14 protein-coding genes are annotated in these 15456 nt (G+C 70.9%); 11 read left to right on the top strand and 3 right to left on the bottom strand.

The window, feature by feature from the left end; translation table 11 throughout:
- Nucleotides 1–37: 37 nt before the first annotated feature.
- The 9 genes from glyA to ACZ7PG_RS23590 all read left to right on the top strand — a co-directional run bounded on the left by glyA (nucleotide 38) and on the right by ACZ7PG_RS23590 (nucleotide 11134).
- Entirely contained in the window at nucleotides 38–1312 is a 1275-nt protein-coding gene (glyA, locus tag ACZ7PG_RS23630) for a serine hydroxymethyltransferase (RefSeq protein WP_470241257.1), read from the top strand.
- The gene (locus ACZ7PG_RS23625) at nucleotides 1309–2523 is read left to right on the top strand and encodes a sarcosine oxidase subunit beta family protein (protein WP_470241256.1); all 1215 of its coding nucleotides are present in this window, start codon (nucleotides 1309–1311) and stop codon (nucleotides 2521–2523) included. The genes glyA and ACZ7PG_RS23625 overlap by 4 nt, the downstream gene beginning before the upstream one ends.
- 9 nt (nucleotides 2524–2532) lie before the next feature.
- On the top strand, nucleotides 2533–2811 hold the full coding sequence (locus ACZ7PG_RS23620; RefSeq protein ID WP_470241255.1) for a sarcosine oxidase subunit delta: 279 nt from the start codon (nucleotides 2533–2535) through the stop codon (nucleotides 2809–2811).
- Entirely contained in the window at nucleotides 2808–5345 is a 2538-nt protein-coding gene (locus tag ACZ7PG_RS23615) for a 2Fe-2S iron-sulfur cluster-binding protein (RefSeq protein WP_470241254.1), read from the top strand. The genes ACZ7PG_RS23620 and ACZ7PG_RS23615 overlap by 4 nt, the downstream gene beginning before the upstream one ends.
- Nucleotides 5335–5802 carry a sarcosine oxidase subunit gamma gene (locus tag ACZ7PG_RS23610; RefSeq protein WP_470241253.1) on the top strand — a complete coding sequence of 156 codons (468 nt, stop codon included), beginning with the start codon at nucleotides 5335–5337 and terminating at the stop codon, nucleotides 5800–5802. The genes ACZ7PG_RS23615 and ACZ7PG_RS23610 overlap by 11 nt, the downstream gene beginning before the upstream one ends.
- Entirely contained in the window at nucleotides 5799–6641 is an 843-nt protein-coding gene (gene purU, locus ACZ7PG_RS23605; RefSeq protein ID WP_470241252.1) for a formyltetrahydrofolate deformylase, read from the top strand. Before ACZ7PG_RS23610 ends, purU begins: the two co-directional genes overlap by 4 nt.
- A 30-nt stretch (nucleotides 6642–6671) precedes the next feature.
- Nucleotides 6672–9107, top strand: a complete 2436-nt coding sequence (locus ACZ7PG_RS23600) for a GcvT family protein (protein ID WP_470241251.1) — start codon at nucleotides 6672–6674, stop codon at nucleotides 9105–9107.
- A gap of 17 nt (nucleotides 9108–9124) precedes the next feature.
- A complete protein-coding gene (locus ACZ7PG_RS23595; RefSeq protein WP_470241250.1) occupies nucleotides 9125–9640 on the top strand; it encodes a cyclodeaminase/cyclohydrolase family protein in 516 nt (171 codons plus the stop codon).
- Nucleotides 9641–9754: 114 nt separating this feature from the next.
- Nucleotides 9755–11134 (top strand): S1C family serine protease, encoded by a 1380-nt coding sequence (locus tag ACZ7PG_RS23590; protein WP_470241249.1) that lies wholly within the window; start codon nucleotides 9755–9757, stop codon nucleotides 11132–11134.
- A gap of 16 nt (nucleotides 11135–11150) precedes the next feature.
- Here the strand turns inward: ACZ7PG_RS23590 and ACZ7PG_RS23585 are convergent, their stop codons facing one another.
- A complete protein-coding gene (locus ACZ7PG_RS23585; RefSeq protein ID WP_470241248.1) occupies nucleotides 11151–11525 on the bottom strand; it encodes a MarR family winged helix-turn-helix transcriptional regulator in 375 nt (124 codons plus the stop codon).
- 86 nt (nucleotides 11526–11611) lie between these two features.
- Between ACZ7PG_RS23585 and ACZ7PG_RS23580 the strand changes: the two genes are divergently transcribed.
- Nucleotides 11612–13072, top strand: coding sequence for an MFS transporter (locus ACZ7PG_RS23580; RefSeq protein WP_470241247.1), 1461 nt, complete (start codon nucleotides 11612–11614; stop codon nucleotides 13070–13072).
- A 128-nt stretch (nucleotides 13073–13200) separates the two neighbouring features.
- On the opposite strand, the gene ACZ7PG_RS23575 is transcribed toward ACZ7PG_RS23580, so the two are convergent.
- A complete protein-coding gene (locus ACZ7PG_RS23575; RefSeq protein ID WP_470241246.1) occupies nucleotides 13201–13659 on the bottom strand; it encodes a carboxymuconolactone decarboxylase family protein in 459 nt (152 codons plus the stop codon).
- Nucleotides 13660–13706: 47 nt separating this feature from the next.
- Here ACZ7PG_RS23575 and pdxR point away from each other — a divergent pair, with 47 nt between their 5' ends.
- Nucleotides 13707–15092, top strand: coding sequence for a MocR-like pyridoxine biosynthesis transcription factor PdxR (pdxR, locus tag ACZ7PG_RS23570; protein ID WP_470241245.1), 1386 nt, complete (start codon nucleotides 13707–13709; stop codon nucleotides 15090–15092).
- A 3-nt stretch (nucleotides 15093–15095) separates the two neighbouring features.
- Here pdxR and ACZ7PG_RS23565 read toward each other — a convergent pair whose 3' ends face one another.
- Nucleotides 15096–15449: a VOC family protein gene (locus tag ACZ7PG_RS23565; RefSeq protein ID WP_470241244.1), complete on the bottom strand. Its 354-nt coding sequence runs from the start codon at nucleotides 15447–15449 to the stop codon at nucleotides 15096–15098.
- Nucleotides 15450–15456 lie beyond the last annotated feature (7 nt).

The raw sequence follows: 15456 nt of genomic DNA, 5'->3' as shown, positions 1-15456 counted from the left end.
ATTGATATATCAGAAGTCGACCAGACGGAGTTTTGGGATGACCGCGACGATCGACCCCGTGCTCAACCGGTCCTTGGCCGACTACGACCCGGCCGTGGCCGACGCGATCGGCGCCGAGCTGCGACGCCAGCAGTCGACGCTCGAGATGATCGCTTCCGAGAACTTCGCCCCGCTCAGCGTGCTCCAGGCCCAGGGCTCGGTGCTCACCAACAAGTACGCCGAGGGCTACCCCGGGCGTCGCTACTACGGCGGCTGCGAACACGTCGACGTGCTCGAACAGCTCGCCATCGACCGGGTCAAGGCCCTGTTCGGCGCGGGGTTCGCCAACGTCCAGCCGCACTCGGGCGCGCAGGCCAACGCGGCCGCGATGGCCGCGCTCATCAAGCCCGGCGACAAGATCCTCGGCCTCTCGCTCGCCCACGGCGGCCACCTGACGCACGGTATGCGGATCAACTTCTCCGGCCTGCTCTACGACGTCGCGGCGTACGAAGTGTCCGAAAAGGACTTTCGAGTCGACATGGCCGAGGTCGAGCGCCTCGCGAAGGAACACCGGCCGAAGCTGATCATCGCCGGCTGGTCGGCCTACCCGCGTCAGCTGGACTTCGCGCGCTTCCGGGAGATCGCCGACGAGGTCGGCGCGTACCTCATGGTCGACATGGCCCACTTCGCCGGGCTGGTCGCCGCGGGCCTGCACCCGTCGCCGGTGCCGCACGCGCACGTCACGACGACCACCACGCACAAGACCCTCGGCGGCCCCCGCGGCGGCGTGATCCTGACGAACGAACCCGCGCTGGCCAAGAAGGTCAACTCCGCGGTGTTCCCCGGCCAGCAGGGCGGTCCGCTCGAACACGTCATCGCCGCCAAGGCCGTCGCGTTCAAGATGGCGTCCGAGCCGGCGTTCGTGGAACGCCAGCAGCGGACCCTGCGCGGCGCGAAGCTCCTGGCCGAACGGCTGCTGACCGAAGACGGCATCTCCGTGCTGACCGGCGGCACCGACGTCCACCTGGTGCTCGTCGACCTGCGCGACTCCGAGCTGGACGGCAAGCAGGCCGAAGACCGGCTCCACGAGGTCGGCATCACCGTGAACCGCAACGCCGTCCCGTTCGACCCGCGGCCGCCGATGGTCACCTCCGGCCTGCGGATCGGCACCCCGGCGCTGGCCACGCGCGGCTTCGGTGACGCCGAGTTCCGCGAAGCCGCCGACGTCATCGCCGAGGCCCTCAAGCCCGGTTGCGACGTCGAGAAGCTGCGGGCCCGCGTCACCGCGCTCGCCGAGGCGTTCCCGCTGTACCCCGGGGAGGAGACCCGATGACCGACCTGCCGGAGCACCCGGACTTCCTCTGGGACAACCCCGAGCCCAAGAAGGCCTACGACGTGGTCGTCGTCGGTGGCGGCGGGCACGGCCTCGCCACCGCGTACTACCTGGCCAAGGTGCACGGCATCACGAACGTCGCCGTGCTGGAGAAGGGCTGGCTCGCGGGCGGCAACATGGCCCGCAACACCACGATCATCCGCTCCAACTACCTCTGGGACGAGAGCTCCGGCATCTACGAGCACTCCCTCAAGCTGTGGGAAGGGCTCGAAGAGGACCTCGGCTACCCGATCCTGTTCAGCCAGCGCGGGGTGCTGAACCTCGCGCACACGCTGCAGGACGTCCGTGACAGCGTCCGCCGCGTCGAGGCCAACAAGCTCAACGGCATCGACGCCGAATGGGTGGACGCGGCCGGCGTCAAGGAGATCTGCCCGATCGTCAACGTCTCCCCGGACGTGCGTTACCCGGTGCTCGGCGCGACCTTCCAGCCGCGCGCGGGCATCGCGAAGCACGACTACGTCGCCTGGGGCTTCGCGCGGGCGGCCCACGAGCTGGGCGTCGACCTCATCCAGAACTGCGAGGTCACCGGCATCTCCACAGTGGACGGCCGGGTCACCGCGGTCGAGACGTCGAGGGGCCGGATCGCCGCGGGCAAGGTCGCGCTGTGCGCTGCCGGGCACTCGTCGGTACTCGCGAAGATGGTGGGCCTCGACCTGCCGCTCGTCTCGCACCCGTTGCAGGCTCTGGTGTCCGAGCTGCTGGAGCCGATCCACCCGACGGTCGTCATGTCGAACGCCGTGCACGTCTACGTTTCCCAGGCGCACAAGGGCGAGCTCGTGATGGGCGCCGGCATCGACAGCTACACCGGCTACGGCCAGCGCGGCGCGTTCCACATCATCGAGGAGCAGATGGCCGCCGCGCTGGAGCTGTTCCCGGTGTTCGCGCGGGCGCACCTGCTGCGGACGTGGGCGGGCATCGTCGACGTCAGCCCGGACGCGTCGCCGATCGTCGGGCTCACCCCGGTCGAGAACCTGTTCCTCAACTGCGGCTGGGGTACCGGCGGCTTCAAAGCCACGCCGGGGGTGGGAGACGTCTTCGCGGCGACCATCGCGCGGGGCAAGCCGCACGAGTACGCCGAACCGTTCACGCTCGACCGGTTCACCACCGGTGCCCTCGTCGACGAGCACGGCGCCGCCGCCGTCGCGCACTAGGAGTCTTTGATGCAGCTGATCCCCTGCCCGTGGTGCGGGCCGCGTGAAGAGGCCGAGTTCCACTACGGCGGCCAGGCGCACGTCGCCTACCCCGCGGATCCGGCCGCGATGTCGGACGAGGAGTGGGCGAAGTTCCTCTTCTTCCGCGACAACCCCAGCGGGCCCTTCGCCGAGCGCTGGAGCCACTCCGCGGGCTGCCGCCGCTGGTTCAACGCCGTCCGCGACACCCGCACCCACGACCTGAAGGCGGTCTACCGCCTCGACGAGCCCAGGCCGGTGATCTCGTGACCCGACTGTCCGGCGTCCCGCTCAAGTTCACCTTCGACGGCCGCGAGCTGACCGGGTTCCTCGGTGACACCCTGGCTTCCGCGTTGCTGGCCAACGGTATCCACCGGGTCGCGACCAGCATCAAGTACGGCCGGCCGCGCGGCATCGCCGGCGCCGGCGTCGAGGACTCGAACGCCTTGGTGCAGATCGAAAAGCCGTTCCCGGAGCCGATGCTCAGCGCGACGACCGTCGAGCTGTACGACGGTCTGGTCGCGCGCGGCCTGTCCGGTCAGGGGCGGCTCGCCGCCGAGCCGGACCCGGCCCGCTACGACGCTAAGCACGCCCACTGCGATGTCCTGGTCATCGGTGCCGGGCCCGCGGGCCGCGCGACCGCTGCCTCCGCGGAAGGGCGTGTGCTGCTCGTCGACGACCAGCCCGACGGCGAAGCGCCCGAAGGTGTCCGGTTCCTTTCGCGCACGACGGCGTTCGGCGTGTACGACGACGGGTTCGTGCTCGCCCTGGAGCGCCGGGGTGAACCCGCCGCGCCCGAACGGATCTCGCGTCAGCGGGTCTGGCGGATCCGCGCGAAGAAGATCGTCATCGCGACCGGCGCCCACGAACGGCCGATCGTGTTCCCGGACAACGACCGGCCCGGCATCATGCTCGCTTCGGCCGCGCGCACGTACCTGAACCGCTACGGCGTTCTCGCCGGGCAGCGCGTGGTCGTGTTCACCACCAACGACTCCGCGCTCGCCGCCGCCTCCGAACTGGCCGAGGCCGGGGCCGAGATCGTACGGATCGTCGACGCTCGCGAAGGCTACGGCGTCATCGGCACCGACGGCGACGACCACATCACCGCCGCCCACGTCGCTCCGCTGGGCTCGCTGGAGGGGGAGCGGGTGCCGTGTGACCTGCTGCTCGTGTCCGGCGGCTGGAACCCGGCCGTGCACCTGTTCAGCCAGGCCCGGGGCAAGCTCCGGTACGCGCCGGAGCTCGGTTCCTACGTCCCGGACGGCGACCTGCCGAACGTCAGCGTCGTCGGCGCGGCGGCGGGCGAGGGATTGCCGGAAGCGAAGATCCTCTGGCAGGTGCCCGCCCCGGAGTCCGATGTGGACACCAGGTTCGTGGACCAGCAGCGGGACGCGACCGTCTCGGACGTCCTGCGTGCCACCGGCGCCGGGCTGCGGTCGCTGGAGCACATCAAGCGCTACACGACGATCGGCACCGCGCACGACCAGGGCAAGACGTCCGGCATGCTCGCCGCGGGCATCACCGCCGAAGCGCTCGGTGTCGACTTGGCGACCCAGCGCCCGACGACGTTCCGGCCGCCCTACACGCCGGTGTCGTTCGCCGCGCTGGCCGGCCGGAACCGCGGTGAGCTGCACGATCCCGTGCGCGTCACGACGATCCACCCGTGGCACGTCGAGCACGGTGCCGAGTTCGAGAACGTCGGACAGTGGAAGCGGCCGAGGTACTATCCGCGGCGGGGCGAGTCGATGCACGACGCTGTCCTGCGCGAATGCCGCGCCGCGCGCACCGACGTCGCGATGATGGACGGGTCCACTTTGGGCAAGATCGACGTCCAGGGTCCGGACGCCGGCTGGTTCCTCGACATGCTCTACACGAACATGATGAGCAACCTCAAGGTCGGCCGGATCCGCTACGGCGTGATGTGCGGCGTCGACGGCATGGTGATCGACGACGGCACGGTCATCCGGGTCGCCGAGGACCGGTTCCTCGTCACCACCACGACCGGCAACGCGGCGATGGTCCTCGAGTGGATGGAGGAGTGGCTCCAGACGGAGTGGCCGCACCTGAGGGTCTACGCGACGTCGGTCACCGAGCACTGGACCACCATCCCCCTGGTCGGTCCGCGCTCGCGGGAAGTCCTCGGCCGCCTGGCGCCGGACCTTGATGTCTCCAACGAGGCTTTCGGGTTCATGACCTGGCACGACGCCGAGGTCGCCGGGATCGCCGCCCGCGTCTGCCGGATCAGCTTCTCCGGCGAGTTGGCCTACGAGATCAACGTCCCCTCGTGGTACGGGCTCGCGCTCTGGAAGTCCATAGTGGACGAAGGTGCCACGCCGTACGGCACCGAGACCATGCACGTCCTGCGCGCCGAGAAGGGCTACCCGATCATCGGCCAGGACACCGACGGCACGGTGACGCCGCAGGACCTCGGGATGTCCTGGGCGGTCTCGAAGAAGAAGGTCGACTTCCTCGGCAAGCGGTCCTTCGCCCGCGCCGAGAACAACCGCCCGGACCGCAAGCAGCTGGTCGGCCTGCTGCCGGTCGATCCGTCGGTGCTGCTGCCGGAAGGCTCGCAGATCATCGAAAGCGAAGTCGTGCCCGAACCTCCCGTGCGGATGCTCGGCCACGTCACCTCCAGCTACGACAGCGCCGCGCTGGGCCGGACGTTCGCGCTCGCCCTGGTGCGCTCCGGACGCGAGCGCGTCGGCGAAACGCTGTACGTCCCGGTCGGCGACGACGTCATGCCGGTGACCGTGACCGAATCCGTGCTCTTCGACAAGGAAGGAGCCCGCCGTGACGGCTGAAGCGGTCGAAGAACCGTTCCGCACCCAGCTCACCGTGCGCCTCCGCGACGGGCACGCCCTCCTCGGCGTCGACCTGCCCGGGCCGTGCACGTTCACCAGCGGCCACGGCGTCGACATCCTCTGGATGGGTCCCGACGAGTACCTCGTGCTCGCCGAACCCGGCCGCCAAGCCGAGCTGGAAGCATCGCTTTCCCGGGAAAGCGACGCCGTCGTGGATGTCTCGGCGCAGCGCAACGTCGTGCGGCTCACCGGGGAGCACGCGCGGGACGTCCTGGCCCACGGGTGTTCCCTCGACCTGGAGGTCGCGCCGCCAGGAACCTGCGTGCAGACGTTGTTCGCGCGCACCGGGATCGTGCTCATGGTCCGGGAAGAAGGCTTCACTGTCCTCGTGCGACAGTCCTTTTCGGACTACTTCCACGCCTGGCTGGCCGACGCGAGTCTGGAGTACGTCTCGTGACCTTCACCTTGACGCTCAAGTGTCCCGAGCGCTCGGGCATCGTGCACGCCGTCACGACGTTCCTCGTCGGGCAGGGCTGCGACATCGTCGAGCACCAGCAGTTCGACGACGACGTCCGCGGCTCGCTGTTCCTGCGCACGTCCTTCACGTGCACCGAAGACTCCACAGTGGACGACCTGACGCGGGCGTTCGCGCCGGTGGCCGGGCACTTCGGGATGGAGTTCGGGTTCTCCGACGGGACGCCGCCGCGGGTGCTGGTGATGGTGTCGAAGTTCGGGCACTGCCTCAACGACCTGCTCTTCCGCTGGCGCGCCGGCGGCCTCGGTGCGGAGATCGCGGTGGTCGTCTCGAACCACGAGGACCTGCGGCCGATGGCCGAGGCGGCCGGAGTCCCGTTCGTGCACGTCCCGGTCACGGCGGAGACCAAGCCGGAGGCCGAGCAGCGGCTGCTCGACCTGGTCGGGGAGTACGAGGTGGACCTCATTGTGCTCGCGCGGTACATGCAGGTGCTGTCCAACGAGCTGTGCCAGAAGCTCGAAGGCCGCGCGATCAACATCCACCACTCGTTCCTGCCCGGGTTCAAGGGCGCCAAGCCCTACCACCAGGCCTACGACCGCGGCGTCAAGTACGTCGGCGCGACCGCGCACTACGTCACGCCCGACCTCGACGAGGGCCCGATCATCGAGCAGGAGGTCGCGCGTGTTGACCACACGTACTCGCCGCGCGAGCTCGTGACCGTCGGCCGCGACGCCGAAGCCCTCGCCCTTTCCCGCGCGGTCCGCTGGCACTGCGAACGCCGCGTCCTGCTCAACGGCAACAGCACAGTTGTTTTTAGGTGAGCCGTCTTCCCTGAGGTTAGGAGTTCCGCCATGAGCGCACCGAAAGTCGTGATCATCGGCGCCGGCATCGTCGGCGCGAACCTGGCCGACGAGCTGACCACCCGGGGCTGGTCCGACGTCACCGTCCTCGACCAGGGCCCGCTGCCGCGCACCGGCGGCTCGACGTCGCACGCGCCCGGCCTGGTGTTCCAGACCAACACCTCCAAGAGCATGACGGAGTTCGCCAAGTACACGGTCGGGAAGCTGCTGGACCTGGACTGCTTCCTCCAGGTGGGCGGCATGGAGGTCGCGACGACGCCGGCGCGCTGGGAGGACCTCAAGCGCAAGCACGGCTGGGCGACGTCGTGGGGCGTCCCGGGCTCGATCATCGACGCCGAGGAGTGCGTCCGCCGGTGGCCGCTGCTCGACGGCTCGCAGGTGTTCGGCGCGCTGCACACGCCGACCGACGGGCTGGCGCGCGCCGCGAAGGCCGTCGAAGTGCTGGCTGAGCGGGCCACCTCGCGAGGCGCTCGGTTCGTCGGGTCCACCCGCGTGACCGACGTCCTGCAAGCGGACGGCCGCGTCACCGGCGTCCGGACCGACCAGGGCGACTTCCCGGCCGACGTCGTGGTGTCGTGCGCCGGGTTCTGGGGCCGCGAGATCGGCGCGATGGTGGGGATGGACGTCCCGCTGCTGCCGCTGGCGCACCAGTACGTCAAGACCGGCCGGGTCGACGAGCTGGTCGGGCGCAACAGCGAAGCGGTCGAGGCGAGCCTGCCGATCCTGCGCCACCAGGACCAGGACCTCTACTTCCGCGAGCACGTCGACCGGATCGGCATCGGCTCCTACGCGCACCGGCCGATGCCGGTCGAAGAGTCCACACTGGACCCGTCGGTGACCGAGACGGCCATGCCGTCGATGCTGCCCTTCACCGAAGACGACTTCGCGCCGTCGTGGGAGGAGAGCAAGCTGCTGCTGCCCGCGCTGCGGCAGACCAAGGTCGAAGAGGGCTTCAACGGGATCTTCTCCTTCACCCCGGACGGCCAGTCGCTGGTCGGTGAGTCCGCCGACGTCCGCGGCTTCTGGCTCGCCGAAGCGGTGTGGGTGACGCACTCCGCGGGCATCGCCAAGGCCGTCGCCGAGCTGCTGGTCGACGGGCAGTCCGAAGTGGACGTCCACGAGGTCGACGTCCACCGCTTCGAGGACGTCCAGCTTTCGCCTTCCTACGTGAGCGAAACTTCACAGCAGAACTTCGTCGAGGTCTACGACATCCTGCACCCGTTGCAGCCCAAGCTTTCCCCGCGTGACCTGCGCGTGTCGCCGTTCCACGCCCGGCAGCGCGAGCTCGGTGCGGTGTTTCTGGAGGCGGGCGGCTGGGAGCGGCCGCACTGGTTCGAGGCCAACGCGCCGCTGCTGAAGAAGCTGCCGCACGACGCGCTGCCGCCGGCGCGGGACGCCTGGTCGGCGCAGTTCCACTCGCCGATCGCGGCGGCCGAGGCGTGGCACACGCGCAACGGGGTGGCGCTGTACGACATGACGCCGCTGAAGCGCGTCGAGGTCAGCGGAAGCGGGGCACTGGAGTTCCTGCAGTCGCTGACCACCAACCAGCTGGACAAGTCGGTCGGGTCGGTCACCTACACACTGATGCTGGACGAGGCGGGCGGCGTCCGCAGCGACGTCACGGTCGCGCGGCTCGGGCCGGAGCTGTTCCAGGCCGGGATCAACGGGAACATCGACGTCGACCACCTCGTGAAGCACGCGCCGGCCGGGGTGCAGGTCCGGGACATCACCGGCGGGACGTGCTGCATCGGCGTCTGGGGCCCGCTGGCGCGTGACCTCGTGCAGCCGCTGAGCGGGGAAGACTTCTCGCACAACGGGTTGAAGTACTTCCGGGCCCGCCGGGCGCGGATCGCCGGGGTGCCGGTCGTCGCGATGCGACTGTCCTATGTGGGCGAGCTCGGCTGGGAGATCTACACCAGCGCGGACAACGGCCTGCGGCTGTGGGACGCGCTGTGGGCGGCCGGGCAGCCCCTCGGCGTCATCGCGGCCGGGCGGGCGGCGTTCAACAGCCTGCGGCTGGAGAAGGGCTACCGGCTGTGGGGCACCGACATGACGACCGAGCACGACCCGTACGAAGCCGGGGTCGGCTTCGCGGTGCGGCCGGCGAAGGGTGACTTCCTGGGCCGGGACGCGATCGAAGGACGCGGCGAGGACACCGCGTCGCGGCGGCTGCGGTGCCTGACGATCGACGACGGCCGCACGGTCGTGCTGGGCAAGGAACCGGTGTTCGTGGACGGGGTCGCGGCGGGCTACGTCACGAGCGCGGCGTACGGCTACACGATCGGCCGGCCGATCGCGTACGCGTGGCTCCCGGCGTCGTCCGACGTCGGCAGCGGGGTGGAGATCGAGTACTTCGGCCGCCGGGTCGCGGCCACCGTGGCCGCCGAGCCGCTGGTCGACCCCGGCATGGAACGGATCCGGCGCTAGGTGGAAAGGCACAGCCCATGCGTGATCAGATCATGAGCGACTTCCTCAAGGCCCTCGCCTCCGACGCTTCCCCGGGTGGCGGGGCGACCGCGGCGCTGCACGTCGCCCAGGCCGCGGCGCTGGTCGGCAAGGCGTCGCCCGACGGGCGCGAAGCCCGGGCGTTGAGCATGCACGCACTGCGGCTGGCGGAGAAGGAAGCGCACGCGGCGGCCACCCTCACCCGGGCGCTCCGGCGGCCGGCGGGTGAAGCGCGGGACTCGGCGGTGGCCGAAGCGCGCCGGCGCGCGTGCGAACCGGCGGCCGAGGTGATCACCGCCGCGGCGGCGGTGCTGGACCTCGCGGACCGGGTGCCACCGGACCCGCTGGTGGCCACCGACCTGGCGGCGGTCGCGGAGGCGGCCCGCGCCGCGGCGATGACGGCCGGGGTGAGTATCGAGATCCACGCCGGAGTGGCCCCCTTGGAGGTGGCCGCGGTGACCGAGCGCGCGGACCGTCTGACCGCCAGTGTCCGGAGGGCGGTGGTCCCGGCGTAACGGCTCCTCCTCGCGGGTATATCCACAGCAACTCCATGGAACGGCGCCAGGAAATTCTCAGGATCGAGGCGAATCCTGGAGCGGCCGGAGGCTTGTCGAGGGCTGGAGCTGTGCATGAGCGAGTACGACCGAGGACCGCAGGGTGGCGGCGAGTACCCGTACGGCCACTACCCGCCGGGCCAGGGCTACTACGACCAGCCGCAGTACTACGGGCAGCAGCCCCAGGACCGGCAGTACTCCCAGGAGCAGCCGTACCCCCAGGACCAGCGGTTCTACGGGCAGCAGCCGTACGACCACCAGTACGGCCAGGCCCGTGACCAGTGGGGACGTCCGTACCCGCCGCAGTACGCGCAGCCGGGCTACGGCTACCCGCCGCCCGTCCCGCCGCCCCCGCGGCGGCGGCCGCTCCGCGCGCTGACGGTCGCCGTCGTCGCGGTCGCGCTCGCCGTCGTGGCCGGGCTCGGCATCGGGCACCTCATCTCCACGAACAGCCCGACCGCGAGCGGCAACCAGAACTTCGGCTTCTCCGGGCAGCCCAGCGCCGCGGCCACCGCACTCGACGCCGACGCCGTGGCCGCGAAGGTCAACCCGGCCATCGTCAACGTCAACACCGAGCTCGGCCTGCAGGGCGCCGCCGCGGCCGGCACCGGCATCGTTCTCACCTCGGACGGCGAGGTGCTGACGAACAACCACGTCGTCGCCGGCGCGACCAGCATCAAGGTCACCAGCATCGGCACCGGGGACACGTACAAGGCGCACGTCGTGGGCTACGACCGCAGCGAGGACATCGCGGTCATCCAGCTCGAAGACGCGTCCGGCCTGCCCACCGCGAGCATCGGCGACTCGTCGACGGTCAAGGTCGGCGACCAGATCCTCGGGCTCGGCAACGCCGGCGGCAAGGGCGGCGACCCCGTGCCCGCACCCGGCACGGTGACCGCGCTCGACCAGTCGATCACCGCCTCCGACGAGTCCAGCGGGTCGTCCGAGCAGCTCACCGGGCTGATCCAGGTCCGCGCGAACATCGAGTCCGGCGACTCCGGTGGCCCGCTCGTCAACGCGAACGCGCAGGTCATCGGCGTCGACACGGCCGCATCGACCGGCTACCAGCTCAACGGGCGCCGCAACGGCGGCACCGGCCAGGGCTTCGCCATCCCGATCAACCAGGCCGTCGACATCGCGCACCGGATCGTCGCGGGCACGGCGTCGGACAAGATCCACATCGGCAAGACGGCGTTCATCGGCGTCTCGGTCTCCGACGGCCAGGGCGCCCGGATCCGCGACGTCGTCGCGCGCGGGCCGGCGCAGCAAGCGGGTCTCGCGGCCGGGGACGTGATCACCGCGATCGACGGCAAGGCGATCGACTCGGCGACGGCGCTGACGAACGTGATGGACACCCACCACCCCGGCGACAAGCTGACGCTGACGGTGACCAGCGCGGCCGGCGGCGGTCAGCAGCAGGTTCAGGTCGCGGCGGCCGAAGGGCCCGTGGGCTGAGTCAGCGCAGTGTCTCTCAGCGCAGGGTCTCGTTGAGTACCTCGCGGTGCGTCCGCTTCGCCGCGAGGTACCGCTCCCGGCCGGCGTCGGTGATGGTGACGAAGATGCCGCGCCGGTCCAGCTCGCACAGCGCGCGCTCGACCAGGCCCTCCTTCTCGAGGCGGGCGACCAGCCGCGAGGTGGCGCTCTGGCTGAGGTGGATGGCGCCGGTGAGGTCGGCCGAGCGGCACTTGAAGTCGCAGGTCGCGAGCCGTTCCAGGGCCTCGAACTCGTTCGCGCCGATCCCGTGGCGCTCCTGCAGGCGGCACTCGAGCGCGGTGAACACGGCCGAGTAGCGGGCCAGCAACTCGTGCCACTCCTGGACCAGACCTTGTTCAGCGACGTCGCTCACGGCGACCAACTTAGCATGCACGCACATCAGATGCAAATACATTAAATGCTTAGACATTAGATGCGTGTGCATGTACTGTCGCCGACATGAGCTCTTCCGTGTCCTTGTCCACCACCTCGACCCGGTGGGACGCACGTCTCTGGGGTGTCCTGCTCACCGTTTCGATCGTCATCGGCCTCGACGCGCTCGACGTGTCGATGGTCGGGGTCGCGCTCCCCGCGATCCAGGCCGACCTCGGCCTGTCCACCAACGCGCTGCAATGGGTCGTCAGCGGCTACGTCCTGGGGTACGGCGGGCTGCTGCTGCTCGGCGGCCGCACCGCCGACCTGCTCGGCCGCCGCCGCGTGTTCCTCGTGGCCGTCGCCGTGTTCGCGCTGGCCTCGCTGCTCGGCGGGCTCGTCGACGACGGCGCGCTGCTCATCGCGAGCCGCTTCATCAAGGGCCTGGCCGCCGCGTTCACCGCCCCGGCCGCGCTGTCCATCATCACCACGACGTTCCAGGAGGGCCCGGCCCGCAACAAGGCGATCAGCATCTTCGCCGTGTTCGGGGCGAGCGGGTACTCCGCCGGGCTGGTGTTCTCCGGCCTGCTGACCGAGGTCGGCTGGCGCTGGACGTTCCTGCTGCCCGCGCCGATCGCGCTGGTCGCGTTCGCCGCCGCGTGGAAGCTGATCCCGAGCTACGCGCGGGAAGAGGGCCGCGGCTACGACTTCCCGGGTGCGATCACCGGCGCCGCCGGCTCGCTGCTGCTGGTGTTCGGCGTCGTCGAGGCGCCCGAGATCGGCTGGGCCGCGCCGCGCACGCTGATCACGTTCGCCGTCGCGCTCGCGTTGCTGGTGACGTTCGTGGTCATCGAGAAGCGCAGCAGTCACCCGTTGCTGCGCCTGGGAATTCTTCGCTCGGGACCGCTCGCGAGGGCGAACCTCGGCGGCGCGCTGTTCTTCGGCGCGTACATCGGGTTCCAGTTCGTCGTGATGCTGTACCTGCAGCGGGTGCTCGGCTGGTCGGCGCTGCAGACCGCGCTCGGGTTCCTGCCGGCGGCGCTGATCGTGGCGTTCGGTTCCCCGCGCATCGAGCCACTGATCGACCGGGTCGGCACCCCGCGCACGATCTTCGCGGGCGTCGTCGCGCACGTGCTGGGGTACGCGCTGTTCCTGCGGGTGGACGAGCACTCGGGGTACGCGGCCTTCGTGCTGCCCAGCATGATCCTGCTCGGCATCGGCTTCACGCTGGCGTTCTCCTCGCTCAACATCCAGGCCACGGCCGGGATCTCGGACAGCGAGCAGGGCCTGGCGGGCGGCCTGCTGAACACGTCCCTGCAGGTGGGCGGCGCGATCGGGCTCGCGGTGGTGACGGCGGTCCTGACCGCCAACGGCGGCCGTGAGGCCTCCCCGGCGGCGCTGCTCACCGGCTTGACGCCGGCGTTGAGCGTGGTCACCGGCATCGCGGTGCTGGGCCTGCTGATCGCGATCAGCGGCCTGGTGGCCCGGAAGCGAGCCGTCGAAGAAGAAATCGTCGAGCGCGAGGACCTGCTGGCTCTCGCGGACTGAGGGAAGCGGAAGAGCCACCATCTCGGGGGATGGTGGCTCTTCCGCATTTCACGCCGGGACGACCTCGGCCCGCCGGGAACCGCTGAACCGGAGTGCGGCCAGGGCCGTCACCGCGCCCGGCCGGCGGGTCACCGGGCCACCCGCTCGTCCGTGCCGGGCACCTTCGCCGTCGTGATGGCGATGCGGTTCCACGTGTTGATGGTGAAGATCAGTGCGAGCAGCTGGGCCAGCTCTTCCTCGCCGAACTGGCCGGCGGCCCGGGCGTAGACGTCGTCGGGGACACCGCCGGCGATCAGCGTCACGGCTTCGGTCAGGGCCAGCGCCGCCTGCTCCTGCTCGCTGAAGAAGTGACCGGCCTCGTGCCACACCGCGACCATGTGCAGCCGCTCCTCGCTCTCGCCGGCCTTGCGGGCGTCCGAGGTGTGCATGTGCAGGCAGTAGGCGCAGCGGTTGAGCTGCGACGCGCGGATCTGGACCAGCTCGACCAGCGCGGGGTCGAGGCCGGCGCGGGCAGCGGCGTCGAAGCCGATCAGGGCCTTGAAGGCCTTGGGGGCGGACTTGGCGAAGTTGAGGCGGGAGTTCGTCATGACCAGAAATCTAGGGCCCGGTTGACCGCCGTGTAGGGTGCATTTCCGTGGCAGATTCGTGGGTCAATTCCGGGGTCGACCTCCACCTGGAGCTGGCGGGCGGGAGCAAACGGGCCGCGCTCATCACCGCGCTGCGCGACGCCGTCCGCGGTGGCCGGCTCGCCCCGGGCACCCGGCTCCCGCCTTACCGGTCGCTGGCCGCCGACCTCGGGCTGGCCCGCAACACCGTCGCCGACGCCTACGCCGAGCTGGTCGCCGAAGGCTGGCTGACCGCCGTCCAGGGCTCCGGCACCCGCGTCGCCTCACGGGCCGAGCCGCTCCCGGCCGCCCGGACGCCGAAGACCGCTCCGGGTGCTCCGGCGCCGCGGTACAACCTGCGCCAGGGTCAGCCGGACGCGACGTCGTTCCCGCGTCCCGAATGGCTCGCCGCCGCGCGCCGCGCGCTGAGCGTCGCCCCGCACGACGCCTTCGGCCCCGGCGACCCGCGCGGCCGGCGCGAACTGCGGGAGGCCTTGGCCGGCTACCTCGCGCGGGCCCGCGGCGTGCGGACGGCGCCGGAGCGGATCGTCGTGTGCTCGGGGTTCGCGCACGCGCTGCGGCTGCTGTTCCCGGCGGTCCTGCCCGGCCCGCTCGCGGTCGAGGCGTACGGCCTGGCGTTCCACCGCGCGATCCTCGCCGCGGCGGGCGTCGAGACGATTCCCCTTGCCCTGGACGAGAAAGGTGCCCGCGTCGCGGAGCTGGACGTGCCGTCGGTGCTGCTGACCCCCGCCCACCAGTTCCCGACCGGCGGCCCGCTGCACCACGACCGCCGGACCGCGGTGGTCGACCACGTCCGCGCGACCGGCGGCCTGCTCATCGAGGACGACTACGACGGCGAGTTCCGCTACGACCGCAAGCCGGTCGGCGCGGTCCAGGGCCTGGACCCCGAGCACGTCGTCTACGCCGGTTCGGTGAGCAAGAGCCTGTCACCCGCTTTGCGGCTCGGCTGGCTGGTGCTGCCGGAGCACCTCGTCGACGCGGTGCTGGCGGTGAAGGGCGAGCGCGAGGCGTGGGCGGGCGTGCTGGACCAGCTGACGCTGGCGGAGTTCCTGGCCTCGGGCGCGTACGACAAGCACATCCGGCGCATGCGCCAGCGGTACCGGCGCCGCCGCGACCTCCTCGTCGGGGCGCTGGCCGAACGGGCACCGCACGTGGTGCCGACCGGCATCGCCGCGGGCCTGCACGCGGTGCTGCGGCTGCCACCCGGCACCGAGCGGTCCGCGGTGAAAGCCGCTACGTGGCAAGGACTCGCGCTCGACGGCCTGGCGGCGTTCCGGCACCCGGCCAGCACGATGTCCACAATGGACGGACTGGTGGTCGGCTACGCGACCCCGTCCGAACACGCGTACCCGGCGGCGGTGGACGCGCTGTGCCGCGCGCTGCCACCCGCGTGACGGTCAGGCCGGCTGCCACAGCTCGATGCGGTTGCCTTCGGGATCGGTGACCCAGCCGAACCGGCCGACGCCGTCCATGTCCTGGGTCTCCTCGGCCACGTCGGCGCCCTTCTCGCGGAGCTGGGCGAGCATGGCGTCGAGGTCGCGGACCCGGAAGTTGAGCATGGTCTGCTGGGAGCGGGCCCCGAAGTAGTCGGTCCCGGCCTCGAACGGCGCGAAGACCGTCGGCCCCGGCTCCTGCTGCCACAGGCCGTGTTCGTCGGCGCCGAGGCCGAGGGCGTCCCGGTACCAGGCACCCAGTGCCGCCGGGTCCGCCGCGCGGATGAAGTACCCACCGATGCCGAGCACGCGTTCCATGCCGCGA

The sequence above is a fragment of the Amycolatopsis sp. NPDC114504 genome (genome assembly GCF_055633595.1).
The sequence above is the reverse complement of the archived record's forward strand: the minus strand, read 5'-3'. Positions and strand labels throughout refer to the sequence as shown.